General features: G+C 59.3%; 15 protein-coding genes. 11 read left to right on the top strand and 4 right to left on the bottom strand.

What is annotated here, in order from left to right; all coding sequences use genetic code 11:
- The 8 genes from B3229_RS06450 to B3229_RS06415 form a co-directional block, all read left to right on the top strand.
- Window positions 1–502 (top strand): RodZ domain-containing protein (locus tag B3229_RS06450; protein WP_286870152.1); only part of this gene is annotated, 502 nt, incomplete at its 5' end.
- Window positions 503–539: 37 nt separating this feature from the next.
- A complete protein-coding gene (gene ispG, locus B3229_RS06445) occupies window positions 540–1,661 on the top strand; it encodes a flavodoxin-dependent (E)-4-hydroxy-3-methylbut-2-enyl-diphosphate synthase (RefSeq protein ID WP_033753912.1) in 1,122 nt (373 codons plus the stop codon).
- A 101-nt stretch (window positions 1,662–1,762) separates the two neighbouring features.
- Window positions 1,763–3,037 (top strand): histidine--tRNA ligase, encoded by a 1,275-nt coding sequence (gene hisS, locus B3229_RS06440; RefSeq protein ID WP_048783961.1) that lies wholly within the window; start codon window positions 1,763–1,765, stop codon window positions 3,035–3,037.
- Window positions 3,038–3,077: 40 nt separating this feature from the next.
- Window positions 3,078–3,695, top strand: coding sequence for a YfgM family protein (locus tag B3229_RS06435; RefSeq protein ID WP_033753904.1), 618 nt, complete (start codon window positions 3,078–3,080; stop codon window positions 3,693–3,695).
- Window positions 3,696–3,714: 19 nt separating this feature from the next.
- A complete protein-coding gene (gene bamB, locus B3229_RS06430; protein ID WP_286870151.1) occupies window positions 3,715–4,896 on the top strand; it encodes an outer membrane protein assembly factor BamB in 1,182 nt (393 codons plus the stop codon).
- A gap of 164 nt (window positions 4,897–5,060) precedes the next feature.
- Complete coding sequence (gene der, locus B3229_RS06425; RefSeq protein ID WP_048783956.1) at window positions 5,061–6,551, top strand: ribosome biogenesis GTPase Der; 1,491 nt, start codon at window positions 5,061–5,063, stop codon at window positions 6,549–6,551.
- A gap of 397 nt (window positions 6,552–6,948) precedes the next feature.
- Complete coding sequence (locus B3229_RS06420) at window positions 6,949–9,381, top strand: glucose/quinate/shikimate family membrane-bound PQQ-dependent dehydrogenase (protein WP_048783953.1); 2,433 nt, start codon at window positions 6,949–6,951, stop codon at window positions 9,379–9,381.
- A gap of 320 nt (window positions 9,382–9,701) precedes the next feature.
- The gene (locus tag B3229_RS06415; RefSeq protein ID WP_033753892.1) at window positions 9,702–9,860 is read left to right on the top strand and encodes a type I toxin-antitoxin system Hok family toxin; all 159 of its coding nucleotides are present in this window, start codon (window positions 9,702–9,704) and stop codon (window positions 9,858–9,860) included.
- Window positions 9,861–9,956: 96 nt separating this feature from the next.
- On the opposite strand, the gene B3229_RS06410 is transcribed toward B3229_RS06415, so the two are convergent.
- Genes B3229_RS06410 through xseA form a run of 3 tightly spaced genes read right to left on the bottom strand, consistent with a single transcriptional unit; the run spans window position 9,957 to window position 12,732 of the window.
- A complete protein-coding gene (locus B3229_RS06410; RefSeq protein WP_048783951.1) occupies window positions 9,957–10,301 on the bottom strand; it encodes a protealysin inhibitor emfourin in 345 nt (114 codons plus the stop codon).
- Window positions 10,298–11,311: a M4 family metallopeptidase gene (locus B3229_RS06405; protein WP_286870150.1), complete on the bottom strand. Its 1,014-nt coding sequence runs from the start codon at window positions 11,309–11,311 to the stop codon at window positions 10,298–10,300. The genes B3229_RS06410 and B3229_RS06405 overlap by 4 nt, the downstream gene beginning before the upstream one ends.
- 47 nt (window positions 11,312–11,358) lie before the next feature.
- Window positions 11,359–12,732 (bottom strand): exodeoxyribonuclease VII large subunit, encoded by a 1,374-nt coding sequence (xseA, locus tag B3229_RS06400; protein ID WP_286870149.1) that lies wholly within the window; start codon window positions 12,730–12,732, stop codon window positions 11,359–11,361.
- A gap of 169 nt (window positions 12,733–12,901) precedes the next feature.
- Between xseA and guaB the strand changes: the two genes are divergently transcribed.
- The 3 genes from guaB to B3229_RS06385 all read left to right on the top strand — a co-directional run bounded on the left by guaB (window position 12,902) and on the right by B3229_RS06385 (window position 16,903).
- Window positions 12,902–14,368: an IMP dehydrogenase gene (gene guaB, locus B3229_RS06395; RefSeq protein WP_033753885.1), complete on the top strand. Its 1,467-nt coding sequence runs from the start codon at window positions 12,902–12,904 to the stop codon at window positions 14,366–14,368.
- 72 nt (window positions 14,369–14,440) lie between these two features.
- Window positions 14,441–16,021 carry a glutamine-hydrolyzing GMP synthase gene (guaA, locus tag B3229_RS06390; RefSeq protein WP_033753883.1) on the top strand — a complete coding sequence of 527 codons (1,581 nt, stop codon included), beginning with the start codon at window positions 14,441–14,443 and terminating at the stop codon, window positions 16,019–16,021.
- Between the two features lie 99 nt (window positions 16,022–16,120).
- On the top strand, window positions 16,121–16,903 hold the full coding sequence (locus tag B3229_RS06385) for a DUF3750 domain-containing protein (RefSeq protein ID WP_033753881.1): 783 nt from the start codon (window positions 16,121–16,123) through the stop codon (window positions 16,901–16,903).
- Between the two features lie 15 nt (window positions 16,904–16,918).
- On the opposite strand, the gene B3229_RS06380 is transcribed toward B3229_RS06385, so the two are convergent.
- Entirely contained in the window at window positions 16,919–17,098 is a 180-nt protein-coding gene (locus B3229_RS06380; protein WP_033753879.1) for a hypothetical protein, read from the bottom strand.
- Window positions 17,099–17,222: the final 124 nt, after the last annotated feature.

Here is a 17,222-nt window from a genome sequence, read left to right as displayed (position 1 = left end):
CGACGAGCCGGCGGCGCCTGCCGCGCCGGACGAAACCAACAGCGCGGACGCCAGCGCGGCGGCGCCTGCCGCCAGCCAGCCGTCCAGCACCGCGCCCGCGCAGAGCGCCGCTAACAGCGCGGCGCCGGCCGCCACTTCGGCCAACAGCGCCGTGGTGTCGCCGAGCCAGGCGCCGGTCGATAACGCGGCCAGCCCGACGGCCACTGCCGGTCAGCTGCCGACCAGCGGCGCTGCCGTTGGCGAAGCGGCCGCCGATCCTAATACCGTGGTCATGAACTTCAACGCCGACTGCTGGCTGGAAGTGAGCGACGCTACCGGTAAAAAACTCTTCAGCGGAATGCAACGCAGCGGTGGTAAACTCAGCCTTTCCGGCACTGCGCCCTATCGCCTGAAAATCGGCGCACCCTCGGCGGTGCAGGTGCAATATCAGAACCAGCCGGTTGATTTAAGTCGTTTTATCCGTAATAACCAGGTTGCTCGCCTGACGTTGGGTGCGCAATAACGCTGCATCGCGCCCGGGGCAATTGTGGAGAAAGAATATGCATAACGAAGCACCCATTATCCGTCGTAAATCGACCCGGATTTATGTCGGCAAGGTGCCTGTCGGCGACGGCGCGCCTATCGCCGTCCAGTCGATGACCAATACCCGCACAACCGACGTAGACGCGACGGTCAATCAGATCAAAGCGCTTGAGCGCGTCGGCGTCGATATCGTCCGCGTCTCGGTGCCGACCATGGATGCCGCCGAAGCTTTCAAACTGATCAAGCAGCGCGTCAACGTGCCGCTGGTGGCGGATATCCATTTTGACTACCGCATCGCGCTGAAAGTCGCCGAATACGGCGTTGACTGCCTGCGTATCAACCCTGGCAACATTGGCAATAACGAACGTATCCGCCAGGTAGTGGATTGCGCGCGCGACCACAATATTCCGATCCGTATCGGCGTGAATGCCGGTTCGCTGGAAAAAGATCTGCAGGAAAAGTACGGCGAGCCAACGCCGCAGGCGTTGCTGGAGTCGGCGATGCGCCACGTCGATCATCTCGATCGTCTCAACTTCGATCAGTTCAAGGTGAGCGTAAAAGCGTCGGACGTTTTCCTGGCCGTCGAATCTTATCGCCTGCTGGCGAAGCAGATTGACCAGCCGCTGCACCTCGGCATTACCGAGGCGGGCGGCGCGCGCGCCGGCGCGGTGAAATCGGCCATCGGTCTGGGGCTGCTGCTCTCAGAGGGAATCGGCGATACGCTGCGTATTTCGCTGGCGGCCGATCCGATCGAAGAGGTGAAAGTCGGCTTCGATATCCTGAAGTCGCTGCGCATTCGCGCGCGCGGCATCAACTTTATCGCCTGCCCAACCTGTTCGCGTCAGGAGTTCGACGTTATCGGCACGGTTAACGCGCTTGAACAGCGGCTGGAAGATATCATCACGCCGATGGACGTCTCGATTATCGGCTGCGTGGTGAACGGTCCTGGCGAAGCGACGGTATCGACGCTGGGCGTCACCGGCGGCAACAAGAAAAGCGGTTTCTACGAAGATGGCGTGCGCCAGCGCGATCGTCTCGATAACGACGATATGATCGATCAGCTGGAAGCGCGCATCCGCGCCAAAGCGACCATGCTGGACGAAAATCGTCGCATCAACGTTCAGCAGCTGGAAAACTAAGCGTCGGCGCGCGCAGCGCGACTTTGTTCAATGAACCTGTGCGGTTTCATCCTCATAAGGTATGATGCCGGACAGGTTTTTTTGCATTAAGAGATTTTAACGTGGCGAAGAATATTCAAGCTATCCGCGGCATGAACGATTACCTGCCGGCGGATACGGCTATCTGGCAACGCATTGAAGGTACGCTCAAGCAGGTGCTGGCCAGCTACGGCTATAGCGAAATTCGCATGCCGATCGTCGAGCAGACTCCGCTGTTTAAACGCGCCATCGGCGAAGTAACCGATGTGGTCGAAAAAGAGATGTACACCTTTGACGACCGCAACGGCGAAAGCCTGACGCTGCGTCCCGAGGGCACCGCAGGCTGCGTGCGCGCCGGCATCGAACACGGTCTGCTCTACAATCAGGAACAGCGTCTGTGGTATATGGGACCGATGTTCCGCTACGAGCGTCCGCAGAAAGGGCGCTATCGTCAGTTCCACCAGATGGGCGCCGAGGTGTTCGGCCTGCAGGGGCCGGACGTGGACGCCGAGCTGATTATGCTGACCGCTCGCTGGTGGAAAGCGCTGGGCATCGCCGATCACGTGCGCCTGGAGCTTAACTCTATCGGTTCGCTGGAGGCGCGCGCCAACTATCGCGAAGCGCTGGTGGCCTTCCTTGAACAGCACAAAGAGACGCTGGACGAAGACAGCAAGCGCCGCATGTACACCAACCCGCTGCGCGTGCTCGACAGCAAAAATCCCGAGGTGCAGACGCTGCTTAACGACGCGCCGCAGCTGATGGATCATCTCGACGACGAATCGCGCGAACATTTCCAGGGACTGTGCGCCCTGCTGGACGACGCCGGCATCGCCTATCGCGTTAATCAGCGTCTGGTGCGCGGCCTCGACTACTACAACCGCACCGTTTTCGAGTGGGTGACCGAGAGCCTCGGCGCGCAGGGCACGGTGTGCGGCGGCGGTCGTTACGACGGCCTGGTCGAACAGCTGGGCGGACGCGCTACGCCGGCGGTCGGTTTCGCCATGGGTCTGGAGCGTCTGGTGCTGCTGGTTCAGGCGGTGAATCCTGAATTTGAACCGACGCGCGTTGTTGATGTCTATGTTATCGCTTCGGGCCAGGGCGTTCAGTCCGCTGCGATGCAGCTGGCGGAAAAACTGCGCGATGAAGCGCCGGAACTGAAGCTGATGACCAACTTCGGCGGCGGCAACTTCAAAAAGCAGTTTGCTCGCGCCGACAAGTGGGGCGCTCGCGTCGCGCTGGTGGTAGGCGAAGACGAAGTGAAAGCCGGTCAGGTAGTGATTAAAGATCTGCGCAGCGGCGATCAGCAAACGCTGGCGCAGACAGAGGCTGCTGCTGCATTGCGCACGCTGTTAAAGTAAGCGTGGCACGGCACCAACCAGAGTAAAGGAGAGGGATCGCGTGGAAGTTTATAGCAACGAAAACGAGCAGGTTGACGCGGTACGTCGCTTTTTTGCCAGTAACGGCAAGGCGCTGGCGGTCGGCGTGATTATCGGTATTGCCGCGCTCGGCGGCTGGCGCTACTGGGCCAGTCATGAAGAGGGCTCGTCGAAAGCGCTTTCAGCCCAGTATCAGCAAGTGACGACTGCGATGAAAGCCGATCAGCCGGCCACGCTGGATGCGGTAGCGAAATTCGTTAGCGAAAACAGCAACACCTACGGCGCGCTGGCGGCAATGGACGCAGCGAAGCAGTATGTCGACGCCAACCAGCTTGATAAAGCGTCTTCCCTGCTGGAAAACGGTCTGAAGAATACCAAAGATGCCAATCTGCAGGCGGTTATCAACCTGCGACTGGCGCGCATTCAACTGCAACAGAATCAGGCGGATGCCGCCCTTAAAACCCTCGACGCTGTTAAGGGCGATGGCTGGACAGCCATTGTGGCGGATATTCGCGGCGAAGCGCTGCTGAGCAAAGGCGACAAGCAGGGCGCGCGCGATGCGTGGAGCAAAGGCGTCGAATCAGACGCTTCTCCGGCGCTGAAGCAAATGATGCAGATGAAGATGAATAACTTAAGCTAAGCCAGTCAAGAGAGAGCGCATGGAATTACGTAAATACCTGCTGCCAGGACTGATTTCAGTCACTTTGCTCAGCGGTTGTTCGCTGTTCAGCGGCGAAGAAGATGTAGTGAAAATGGCCCCGCTGCCAAAGGTGGAAAACCAGTTTAATCCCCAGGAAGTGTGGAGCACGTCGGTCGGTGACGGCATTGGCGATTTCTACTCTAACCTGCATCCGGCATGGCAGGACAATACCGTATTTGCGGCGGATCGTTTCGGCGTAGTAAAAGCGCTGGACGCCTCCAACGGCAAAGAAAAATGGAAAGTCGATCTCTCTGAGAAAACCGGCTTCTTCTCGAAAAACATCTCGGCTCTGCTCTCCGGCGGCGTGACCGCTGCGGGCGATCACCTCTACATCGGCAGCGAGCGCGGTCAGCTGTTCGCCTTGAACAGCAGCGACGGCAGTATCGCCTGGCAAACCAAAGTCGCCGGCGAAGCGCTGTCGCGTCCGGTGGCGAGCGACGGCCTGGTGCTGGTGCATACCAGCAACGGCATGCTGCAGGGCCTGGATCAAAACAGCGGCGTAGTGAAGTGGAGCGTTAACCTCGACATGCCTGCGCTGTCGCTGCGCGGCGAATCTGCGCCAGCGACCGCGTTCGGCGGCGCGATTGTCGGCGGCGATAACGGCCGCGTCAGCGCGGTCATTATGAATCAGGGCCAGCTTATCTGGCAGCAGCGTATCTCTCAGCCGAGCGGCGCGACCGAAATCGATCGCCTGAACGACGTCGATACGACGCCGGTTATCGTCAACGGCGTAGTTTACGCGCTGGCGTATAACGGCAACCTGACCGCGCTCGATCTGCGCTCCGGCCAGATCCTGTGGAAGCGTGAAATCGGCGGCGTGAAAGATCTGATCGTCGATGCCGGCCGCATCTATCTGGTGGATCAGGATGACCGCGTGATCGCGCTGAACGCCGACGGCGGCGTCGCCATCTGGCGTCAGAGCGATCTGCTGCACCGCAACCTGACGGCGCCGGTGCTCTATAACGGCTATCTGGTGGTAGGCGACAGCGAGGGCTATCTGCACTGGCTCAATACCTCGGACGGTCGTTTCGTGGCGCAGCAGAAAGTCGACAGCGATGGCTTCCAGACCGAGCCGGTCGTCGCCAGCGATAAGCTGATCATTCAGGCCAAAGGCGGCGAGGTTTACGCGATTACGCGTTAACGCGCCACCGGAATTTGCCTTCCGTATCACGGCTCCTGACGCGTCAGGAGCCGTTTCGTTTTTAGTCAGGCATGATATTCTTAGCGCCTTCAGCCTGAACCCGGCGGTTAAAACCGTTATAATCACGCCATTCGGGCGATTAATTTTTTTATTGAGGCACTGTTATGATACCTGTGGTCGCGCTGGTTGGGCGTCCCAATGTGGGGAAATCCACGCTGTTTAACCGCTTAACGCGCACTCGTGATGCGCTGGTGGCGGATTTTCCTGGACTGACACGCGATCGCAAATATGGTCGCGCCGAAGTGGAAGGGCGCGAATTTATTGTTATTGATACCGGCGGTATCGACGGCACTGAAGAGGGCGTCGAAACGCGTATGGCTGAACAGTCGCTGCTGGCGATTGAAGAGGCGGATGTCGTGCTGTTCATGGTGGATGCGCGCGCGGGCGTCATGCCGGCGGACAAGCAGATCGCTAACCATATTCGTTCGCGCCAGAAGCCGACGTTCCTGGTGGCGAATAAAACCGACGGACTCGATCCCGATTCAGCGGTTGTCGACTTCTACTCGCTGGGTCTGGGAGAGATTCACGCTATCGCGGCATCGCACGGTCGCGGCGTAACCAGCCTGCTGGAAACCGCTTTGCTGCCGTGGATGGACGAAGTCGATCCGCGCGAAGTGAAGGAAGAGGACGAGAACGAAGCCTACTGGGCGGCGCTGGCGGCGAAAGAGAGCGGCGAAGCGCCGGAAGAAGAGGAAGAAGAGGCGTTCGATCCGACCGGTCTGCCGATTAAGCTGGCTATCGTTGGTCGTCCTAACGTCGGCAAATCCACGCTGACTAACCGTATTCTCGGCGAAGATCGCGTTGTGGTTTACGATATGCCGGGCACCACGCGCGACAGCATCTATATTCCGATGCAGCGCGACGACCGTGAATATATCCTGATTGATACCGCGGGCGTGCGTAAACGCGGCAAAATCACCGATACGGTGGAAAAATTCTCGGTCATTAAAACCCTGCAGGCGATTGAAGACGCCAACGTCGTATTGCTGGTGATCGACGCGCGCGAAGGCATCTCCGATCAGGATCTGTCGCTGCTCGGCTTTATCCTCAACAGCGGTCGTTCGCTGGTGATCGTGGTGAACAAGTGGGACGGACTGACGCAGGAGATCAAGGACGAGGTCAAAGAAACGCTGGACTATCGTCTCGGCTTTATCGACTTTGCTCGCGTACACTTTATCTCTGCGCTGCACGGCAGCGGCGTTGGCAACCTGTTTGAATCGGTTACTGAAGCCTACGACTGCTCGACCAAACGCGTTAACACCTCTATGCTGACGCGCATCATGAATATGGCCGCCGAAGATCATCAGCCGCCGCTGGTGCGTGGTCGCCGCGTGAAGCTGAAGTATGCGCATGCCGGCGGTTATAACCCGCCGATCGTGGTGATCCACGGCAACCAGGTAAAAGATTTGCCTGACTCCTACAAGCGCTATCTGATGAACTACTTCCGTCGTTCGCTTAACGTGATGGGCACGCCGATCCGCATTCAGTTCAAAGAGGGCGATAACCCCTTTGCGGGCAAGCGCAACCTGTTGACGCCGACGCAGCAGCGCAAGCGTAAGCGTCTGCTTTCGCATCTGAAGAAGAACAAGCGTTAAACCATAGGGACCGAAAGGTCCCTTTGTTGTTTTTAGGGTCGGCCAAACAGGCGGCGCGCCGTTAACACATTTGGTTACTTTTGCGATTAACGCCAGCTCTGCGCCAGAGTGCGTGAAAATTGAGCCGCTTAGCGCTGAATTTGTAGCAAAAATGCTATTGTCGCGTGTACTTCACGTTATAGATGTTCACCTCATAATGTACCAGGTGGTACAATCCCGCCCCGTATTGCGACGGGAGCGACCACACCTCAGTGTCTCCTTGCTCACAATGCCCGCATCCCGGACACAGGTCCGTACCATTACGAATTAAAATAAAGCGATATCCGACGCATCAGACGTCGTCACGCTTCAGAAGGCTGAGGCGCGGTGGCTTTATTCTTCCAGGAGAGTAAGTGTTATGGCTGAAACATCCTCCCGATCCGGCAAAGGGTTGGGTATCTGGTCGATTTTGCTGGGGCTGGTGCTGCTGGCAATCGGCCTGTTCTTTGCAATTGGCGGCGGCAAGCTGGTCTCGCTGGGCGGCAGCTGGTATTTCCTGATTGCAGGCATTGTGATGCTGCTGTCGGCGATCCAGTTCTTCCGCCGCAAGTCCTCAGCCGTCGTGCTGTTTATTCTGGTTTTCGTCGGCACGCTGATTTGGGCGCTGGCGGACGCGGGCTGGTCCTTCTGGCCGCTGGTATCGCGCCTGATGGTGCCGTCGGGTCTGATGCTGCTGGCATTCCTGACCTGGCCTGCGCTGCGCAAGCGCGAAGGAAAATCGTCGCTGGCGAAAGTGTCCTACGTGCTTTCGGCCGTTATTGCCGTCGGCATGGTCGGCACGCTGGTGCAGATGTTCCAGCCGCATCCCACCGTGGCCTTCACCGGCAAAGCGCTGCCGCTGATCCCGGTCGATAAGAGCAAGCCGCAGCAGGACTGGAATAACTATGGCCGCACGCCGGGCGGCGACCGTTTTGCCGCTATCGATCAGATCACGCGCGATAACGTAAAAGATCTCAAAGTCGCCTGGACCTTCCACACTGGCGATACGCCGATCAGCCCGACCGGCAACGGCGCGGAAGATCAGCAAACGCCGCTGCAGATTGGCAACACGCTCTATCTCTGTACGCCGCACAACAACGTGATTGCGGTGGAAGCGGACAGCGGCAAGCAGATCTGGAAACGCGAAATCAACGCGAAAGCGGAAGTCTGGCCGCGCTGCCGCGGTCTGGCCTACTTTGACGCCACCAAACCGCTGACTCAGCCGAGCAAGCCTGGCTCGACGCCGGTACCGGCAGTTAGCCTGGCGGCAGGCGATACCTGCCAGCGTCGTATTCTGATGAATACTATCGACGCGCGACTGATCGCGATTAACGCCGACAACGGCGAGTTCTGCGAAAACTTCGGCGACCACGGCGTGGTTAACCTGAAAGAGGGTCTGGGCGAAGCGCAGGATCCGAAATATCAGCTGACGTCAGCGCCGACGCTGGCGGGCACCACGGTAGTCGTGGGCGGTCGCGTCGCGGATAACGTCCAGACGGATATGCCGGGCGGCGTGCTGCGCGGTTTCGATGTAATCACCGGCAAGCAGCGCTGGGCGTTTGACCCAGGCAATGTCGATCCGAACGCCGTACTGATGCCGGGCCAGGATTACAAACGCAGCACCCCGAACTCCTGGGCGCCGATGTCATACGATCCGGCGATGAACACGGTATTCATCCCGATGGGCAGCTCCTCGGTGGATCTGTGGGGCGCGAACCGCACCGAACTGGACCATAAATATGGCGCCTCTGTTCTGGCGCTGGATGCGACTACAGGCAAAGAGAAGTGGGTCTATCAGACCGTTCATAACGATCTGTGGGACTTCGATCTGCCGATGCAGCCGAGCCTGGTCGATTTCCCAATGAAAGACGGCACCACCAAACCAGCGGTGGTTATCGGCGGGAAAACCGGCATGATCTTCGTGCTGGATCGCGAAACCGGCAAGCCGCTGACGAAAGTCGAAGAGCTGCCGATGCCGCAGGGGCATATCCCGAACGAGCAGTACACCAAAACGCAGCCGCATTCGACCGAGATGCCGCAGATCGGCAACCAGACGCTGACCGAGTCGGACATGTGGGGCGCGACGCCGTTCGATCAGCTGGCGTGCCGCATCGCCTTTAAATCGATGCGTTACAACGGTTTGTTTACCGTGCCGGATACCGATAAGTCGCTCAGCTTCCCGGGTTCCCTCGGCGGCATGAACTGGGGCAGCATGTCGTTCGATCCGAACAACCAGTACATGTTCGTCAACGATATGCGTCTCGGCCTGTGGGTGCAGATGATCCCGGCTGATACCAGTAAAATCTCTCGCGGCAGCAACGGCGGCGAAGCGATCAATACCGGCATGGGCGCGGTGCCGCTGAAAGGCACGCCGTACGCGGTTAACAAAAACCGCTTTATGTCGCCGCTGGGCATTCCTTGCCAGGCGCCGCCGTTCGGCACGCTGTCGGCGATCGATATGAAGACGCGTAAAATCGTCTGGCAGGTGCCGGTCGGCACGGTGCAGGATACCGGTCCGTTCGGTATTAAAATGCACGCGCAGATGCCGATCGGCATGCCGACGCTGGGCGGTACGCTGGCAACGCAGGGCGGACTGGTGTTTATCGCCGGTACGCAGGACTACTATCTGCGCGCCTTCGACAGCTCTACGGGTAAAGAGGTATGGAAAGCCCGTCTGCCGGTGGGTAGCCAGGGCGGTCCGATCAGCTATGTTTCACCGAAAAACGGTAAACAATACATTCTGATCTCCGCAGGCGGCGCGCGTCAGTCGCCGGATCGCGGCGATTACGTGATTGCCTACGCGCTGCCGTAACGGCAAAGCGTTATTAACAAAACCCTGCGCTCCGGCGTGGGGTTTTTTATTTGGCGCACAATAAAGTGTAAGCGTGGCGGCAATTGCAAAAGCGTATGGGAAGCGGGTCGCTAAGTGGCGGCGTGCCGGTTGGGCAGGAAAGAGAAGCGGGTATAATCGCGACGGCGCTTGAGGTTTCTGCCTTAAGCGATCGGCATGCTGGTTGTGAGGCAGAAAAGAGAAAGCCCCGTAGTTAATTTTCATTAACCCACGAGGCTGCCCAACTGTCCCAACAACAGCAGGGTAGCCTCTTACCGCGCTCTGCGCAAGGAGGAGTGACCATGAAATTGCCACAGCTAACGCTGGTTTTTTGCGTATTACTGGTGTGTCTCACACTTTTAATCTTTACCTGGCTGACGCGGAAATCGCTGTGCGAAATCCGCTACCGGGACAACCAGCGCGAGGTGGCTGCTTCGATGGCTTACGAATCTGGTAAGTAGCAACCGGAAGGCGGGGAGTGATCCCCGCCTTTACCGGCTGTTGCCTGGACAGGCTGAAGCGCCTTCATAAGGCCGCCATCTCTGTGGCGGCCTTTTTTATTGCGTTGGATCGTCGCCGTCGCGCCAGAGCGCTTCCAGCTCCGGCGGCGCGACCTGCTCCGGAATCAACAAGACGATAGTGCCAACTTCACGATGCGTGGCGTAGCTGATCTGTATGCGGAAGTAGCGCTGATCGCTACGCCCAATCTCCGGCGCTTTATCTTCAGGTTCGCCCAGCGGCAGCGCCTGTTCCAGAACCTGACAGACGCGCTGCTTTTGCGGCTGCGGCAGCTGAGCCAGCGCGAAACGCCGCGCGCCGCGCAGGCCGGGAATAAAGGCCAGTCCGCCCTCGCGTTCGACTTCAATGACCGCGTCGTCGGTCAGTTCGGGAAGGGAACTCATAGCACGCCAACCTCCTTCCACGCCTGTTCGATCGACTGCGCCACAGAACGATTAAAGCGGCGTTCCCCGTGCTGAATGGTCAACTGCGCGAAGGTGCTGAAATCGGCGTCCTGCGGCAGCGATTTGTCGCACACCGTATCGTACCAGGCCTGGCCCGCCTGCTCCCAGGCATAACCGCCCAGCGCTTTCGCCGCCAGGTAAAAAGCGCGGTTGGGAATGCCGGAGTTCAGATGCACGCCGCCGTTATCTTCACGCGTCTTGATATAGTGATCCATATGCGCAGGCTGCGGATCCTTGCCCAGCATCGGATCGTCATAGGCGGTGCCCGGCTCCGCCATCGAGCGCAGCCCGCGTCCGTTAATACCGCTCGCCAGCAGGCCTTCGCCGATAATCCAGTCGGCCTGGTCCGCGCTCTGCTTCAGATGGAACTGCTTCACCAGCGAGCCGAAGACATCTGACAGCGACTCGTTTAGCGCGCCCGCCTGCTCGAAATAGATCAATCCGGCTTCTGTCTCGGTAACGCCGTGCGCCAGCTCGTGCGCCACCACGTCGATGGCGATAGTAAAGCGATTAAAGATTTCGCCGTCGCCGTCGCCGAACACCATCTGCTGTCCGTTCCAGAAGGCGTTTTGATACGCCTTGCCGTAGTGGACGGTGCCGAGCAGCTTCAGCCCCTGATTGTCGAGGGAGTTGCGCTGATAGGTTTGCCAGAAGAAGTCGTAGGTTACGCCAAGATAATCCCAGGCTTCTCGGGCGGCGACATCGCCGGTGTCAGGCTGACCTTCGCTGCGCAGCAGCTCGCCTGGCAGGTTCTGGGTGTTTTTCGCATCGTAGATTTCGCGCTCGACATGACCGCCCGTCGCCGTCTGCTGCGCGACCGGCTTTTGCCAGTTTTCTGCCATCAGATGCTGAACGTGCATCAGCGTACGGCGCGCATAGTCCTGTTGATGACTGGAACCGTGGGTGACGATGTTACGCAAGATATAGGGAGGAATAACGCTATAAGACATACCCGACTCCTTGGCACAAGTAATGTGCCAAAAAGTATAGTCTTTGTTCAGGAAGCGGTTTTACGACGGCGTTTTTTTTCTGGCAGCAGGCTGGTCACCTGGCTTTCCACCCAGCCGTCGTCGAGACGGGTGCGCAGAGTATCACCGCTCTGCAGCTGGGCGGTTTTTTTCACTACCTGGCCGGCACTGTCGGTAGTGACGCTGAAGCCGCGCGCCAGCGTCGCCAGCGGGCTGACGCCTTCCAGCTGCGCGGCAAGGGTCGCAAAGCGCTGTCTGTCGCGGTTAAGCATCTTTTCCATGCTCTGCTGCAGGCGATAGCGCATCTGCTCCAGCTGGCGCTGCGCCTGAAACAGACGCGGCTGCGGCTGATGCGCGGCAAGACGTTGAGAAAGTCGATCCTGCTGCCGCAGGCTCTGACGCAGCCGGTTTTCCATTGCCTCGTTCAACCGCTGCTGCAGGCGGAACAGGGCGGTCTGCTGGCGCGCCAGACGGAGCTGCGGATGCTGCTGCTGCAGGCGATGATCGAGACGGGAGAAGCGGCGTTGTTGCTGCGCCAGATAGTAATCCATCGCCATTTCCAGTCGTTGTTGCTGCGAGAGCAACTGTCGCAGCAGTTCCGTCTGATTTCTGCTCACAATTTCAGCAGCGGCGGACGGGGTCGGCGCGCGCAGGTCGGCGACGAAATCGGCGATGGTGATGTCGGTTTCATGGCCGACGGCGCTCACCACCGGAATACGGCTGGCGAAAATAGCCCGCGCGACGCGCTCTTCGTTGAAGCTCCAGAGATCTTCCAGCGAGCCGCCGCCGCGACCGACGATCAGCACGTCGCACTCTGCGCGCTGGTTCGCCAGCTCAATTGCGCGCACGATAGCGGCTGGCGCGTCGGCGCCCTGGACCGGCGTAGGGTAGATAATCACCGGCAGCGAAGGATCGCGGCGGTGCAGCACGCGCAGTACGTCATGCAGCGCCGCGCCGGTGGCCGAGGTGATCACGCCGACCTGTTTCGCCGGCTCGGGCAGCGGCTGTTTATGCTGTTGGTCGAACAGGCCTTCGCTCGCCAGCTTCGCCTTCAGCAACTCGAACTGCTGCTGCAGCGCGCCTTCGCCCGCCGGATGCATGCTTTCGATAATCAGCTGATAGTCGCCGCGCGGCTCATAAAGCGTAATGGTGGCGCGCACCAGAATCTGCTGGCCGTGCTGAGGACGGAAGGTGACGCGGCGGTTGCTGTTGCGAAACATCGCGCAGCGCACCTGCGCGCCGTCATCCTTCAGCGTGAAGTACCAGTGGCCCGACGCGGGCTGAGAAAAGTTGGAGATCTCCGCGCTCAGCCACACCGATCCCATCTCCTGTTCCAGGAGCTGGCGCACCGTGGTGTTCAGGCGGCTGACGGTAAAAACATTGGCGACTGGCGGTAGCGACATGTGATGGAGATCAAATAGTAAATCAGAGGGTTAATTAACCGATACTACATGGCTGCTGGCGAGGATCAAGACTTTTTCTAAAATAATGCTGGAGGCAAACGATTACGGCCTGTATAATGCCGCGGCAATATTTTATCTGTTCTCATTCACCCCAGGTTGAGATATTGCCATGCTAAGAATCGCTAAAGAAGCCCTTACTTTCGACGACGTTCTGCTCGTTCCTGCTCACTCCACCGTTCTGCCTAACACGGCCGATCTCAGCACTCAGCTGACGAAAAATATTCGTCTGAACATCCCGATGCTCTCCGCCGCTATGGATACCGTAACCGAAGCGGGACTGGCTATTGCGCTGGCGCAGGAAGGCGGTCTGGGCTTTATCCACAAAAACATGTCGATTGAGCGCCAGGCGGATGAAGTTCGCAAGGTGAAGAAACATGAAAGCGGCGTGGTAACCGAACCGCAAACCGTCCTGCCGACCACGACGCTGGCGGAAGTCAAAGCCCTGACCGAGCGCAACGGCTTTGCCGGTTATCCTGTCGTGAATGAAAGCAACGAACTGGTCGGCATCATCACCGGCCGCGACGTGCGCTTCGTTACCGATCTGACGCAGCCGGTTACCGCAGTCATGACGCCGAAAGAACGTCTGGTCACGGTGAAAGAGGGCGAGGCGCGTGACGTCGTGCTGCAGAGAATGCACGAAAAACGCGTCGAGAAAGCGCTGGTGGTGGACGACAGCTTCCATCTGCTCGGCATGATCACCGTTAAAGACTTCCAGAAAGCCGAACGTAAGCCGAACGCCTGTAAAGATGCGCAGGGCCGTCTGCGCGTTGGCGCGGCAGTGGGCGCGGGCGCAGGCAACGAAGAGCGCGTCGACGCGCTGGTCGCCGCTGGCGTCGACGTACTGCTGATCGACTCGTCGCACGGTCACTCAGAAGGCGTGCTGCAGCGCATCCGCGAAACTCGCGCAAAATATCCTGACCTGGAAATCATCGGCGGCAACGTCGCGACCGGCGCAGGCGCGCTGGCGCTGGCGGAAGCGGGCGTGAGCGCGGTGAAAGTCGGTATCGGCCCGGGTTCTATCTGTACAACCCGTATCGTCACCGGCGTGGGCGTGCCGCAGATCACCGCCGTTTCCGACGCGGTGGAAGCGCTGGAAGGCACCGGCATTCCGGTTATCGCCGACGGCGGTATCCGTTTCTCCGGTGACATCGCCAAAGCGATCGCCGCTGGCGCGGCAGCTGTTATGGTTGGATCTATGCTGGCCGGTACGGAAGAGTCGCCGGGGGAAATTGAACTCTATCAGGGCCGCTCTTTCAAATCTTACCGCGGCATGGGTTCGCTGGGCGCGATGTCCAAAGGCTCTTCTGACCGCTACTTCCAGAGCGATAACGCCGCTGACAAACTGGTGCCGGAAGGCATTGAAGGTCGCGTCGCCTATAAAGGCCGCCTGAAAGAGATCGTTCACCAGCAGATGGGCGGCCTGCGCTCCTGTATGGGCCTGACCGGCTGCCAGACCATCGATGACCTGCGCACCAAAGCGGAGTTCGTTCGCATCAGCGGCGCCGGCATCAACGAAAGCCACGTGCACGATGTGACCATCACCAAAGAGTCACCGAACTACCGTATGGGATCCTGATCCCGTAAGATTTATCGCCCGGCATAAGCCGGGCGCTTTCATTATCAAGTTACCCGCTCTGGAAACGCCTCAATGACGACGGAAAATATTCATAAGCATCGCATTCTGATTCTCGATTTTGGTTCTCAATACACGCAGCTGGTCGCGCGCCGCGTACGCGAGCTGGGCGTGTACTGCGAACTCTGGGCATGGGATGTCACCGAAGAGCAGATCCGCCAGTTCAACCCGAACGGCATCATCCTTTCCGGCGGCCCGGAAAGCACCACCGAACTCAACAGCCCGCGCGCGCCGGAGTATGTCTTCAATGCGGGCGTACCGGTGCTCGGCGTCTGCTACGGCATGCAGACCATGGCGATGCAGCTGGGCGGCAAAGTCGAAGGTTCTAACGAACGTGAGTTCGGCTATGCGCAGGTGGAAGTGCTGACGCCAAGCGCGCTGATCCGCGATATCGAAGACGCCATCAGCGCCGCAGGCAAACCGCTGCTCGACGTCTGGATGAGCCACGGCGATAAAGTGACCGCTATTCCGTCCGACTTCGTCACCGTTGCCAGCACCGAAACCTGTCCGTTCGCTATCATGGCTAACGAAGAGAAGCGTTTCTATGGCGTGCAGTTCCATCCGGAAGTCACGCATACTCGTCAGGGTCTGCGCATGCTGGAGCGTTTCGTGCTCGATATCTGCGAATGCGAAGCGCTCTGGACGCCGGCGAAAATTATCGAAGATGCGGTCGAACGTCTGCGCGAGCAAATCGGCAACGATAAAGTCATTCTCGGCCTGTCAGGCGGCGTGGACTCTTCCGTGACCGCAATGCTGCTGCACCGCGCCATCGGCGATCGCCTGATCTGCGTTTTCGTCGACAACGGTCTGCTGCGTCTGAACGAGGCGGAGCAGGTGCTGGATATGTTCGGCGATCACTTCGGTCTGAATATCGTTCACGTTCCGGCTGAGGCGCGCTTCCTCGACGCGCTGGCGGGCGAAAACGATCCGGAAGCCAAGCGTAAAATCATCGGCCGCGTGTTCGTCGAAGTGTTCGACGAAGAGGCGAGCAAGCTGACCGACGTGAAATGGCTGGCGCAGGGCACCATCTATCCCGACGTGATCGAGTCCGCCGCCTCTGCAACCGGTAAAGCGCACGTGATCAAATCCCACCATAACGTGGGCGGCCTGCCGAAAGAGATGAAGCTGGGCCTGGTCGAGCCGCTGAAAGAGCTGTTTAAAGATGAAGTGCGCAAGATCGGCCTGGAGCTGGGGCTGCCGTACGATATGCTCTATCGCCATCCGTTCCCAGGCCCGGGCCTCGGCGTGCGCGTGCTGGGCGAAGTGAAGAAAGAGTATTGCGATCTGCTGCGTCGCGCCGATGCGATCTTTATCGAAGAGCTGCGCAAAGCGGATCTCTACAACAAAGTGAGCCAGGCGTTCACCGTCTTCCTGCCGGTGCGTTCCGTGGGCGTAATGGGCGACGGTCGTAAATATGACTGGGTCGTCTCGCTGCGCGCCGTCGAGACCATCGACTTTATGACCGCGCACTGGGCGCATCTGCCGTATGATTTCCTCGGCCGCGTCTCTAACCGCATCATCAACGAAGTCAACGGCATCTCCCGCGTGGTATACGATATCAGCGGCAAGCCGCCGGCGACCATTGAGTGGGAATAAGCTTTCCGCTTACACTGAAGCGCTTTGATTAATTCCTCGCCAGCCTGTCGTCAGAGAGGCTGGCGATTTTCTTTCCGCTTTTCACTCCAGGAAATACCTATGCTGCCACTCAAGGCCGTGAGCCTCTGCATTCTGCTGGTGATCCTGCTGTCGCTGGGCGCCAGCCTGGCGCAGGCGACGCGCCACGGCGATCTCTCAGGCGGGCAGGGCGGCTGGTGGTCGGCGCGACGCGACTCCGCCGGTCTGGCGCCCGATCCGCAGCGCTACGCGGCGCAGGCGATCGTGCAGGTCTACGCCGCGCCGACCTACGGCTGGAAAGGGGCGGTGGCGGTGCATCCGTGGATTATCTTCAAGCGCGCGGGCGAGACGCGCTACAACCGTTATGAGGTGATTAGCTGGGGCAGCGGCGATAAAGTGCGGCGCAACAGCAATTTGCCGGACGGCTACTGGTATGGGGCGAAACCGCGTCTGCTGGTAGAGCACCGCGGCGAGGCGGCGGAGGCGATGATCCCGCGCATTGAGGCAGCGATCCGCTCCTATCCCTGGCCGAATACCTATCACGCCTGGCCGGGACCGAACAGCAATACCTTTCTCGCCCATATCGGACGCGAAGTGCCGGCATTGAAACTCGACATGCCCGCCAACGCGCTCGGCAAAGATTACCGGCCGCTGTGGCGTCCAATTGGCCTGCCGCCGTCGGGGCGCGGCATTCAGGTTTCCGTACTGGGCGTTGCCGGCGTAACGCTCGGCGCGGAAGAGGGCTTTGAGCTGAACGTGCTGGGTCTGAATATGGGCGTGGATTTTACGCCGCTGCGCCTGCGTCTGCCATTTATTGGCGGCATTGGCGGCGACAACGTGCAGCAGGACAATCCGCCGGGCTGACGCCCGGCGCAGGCGTCAGCAAACGCCGAAGTCGCCCTCTTCATGGTAGAGGTTGACGCTGTCCGCCTTTACCTCGATCTCTTTTTTCGTGGCGTCATCGACGCGCGCGCACCATAACGTCTCGCCTTCCACGCGCAGCACCAGCATCTTCGGGCCGCCGGTTTTCGACTGCACAAAATCATCGGGTTTAAACATGCTTTTCTCCTTGGTTGTTAAGGAAGTGTAGGGCGCGCCGCGTGCCCCTGCATAACATTTTTTGCGGCGCCTCTTCCATGATTTTCCATGATATTCCCCGACTAAAGCGGTTTGAGGCATGCTG

This window comes from Pantoea sp. UBA5035 (assembly GCF_002415245.1).
GTDB classification, from domain to species: Bacteria; Pseudomonadota; Gammaproteobacteria; order Enterobacterales; family Enterobacteriaceae; genus Pantoea; species Pantoea septica.
This window is presented reverse-complemented; position numbering and strand designations above follow the sequence as displayed.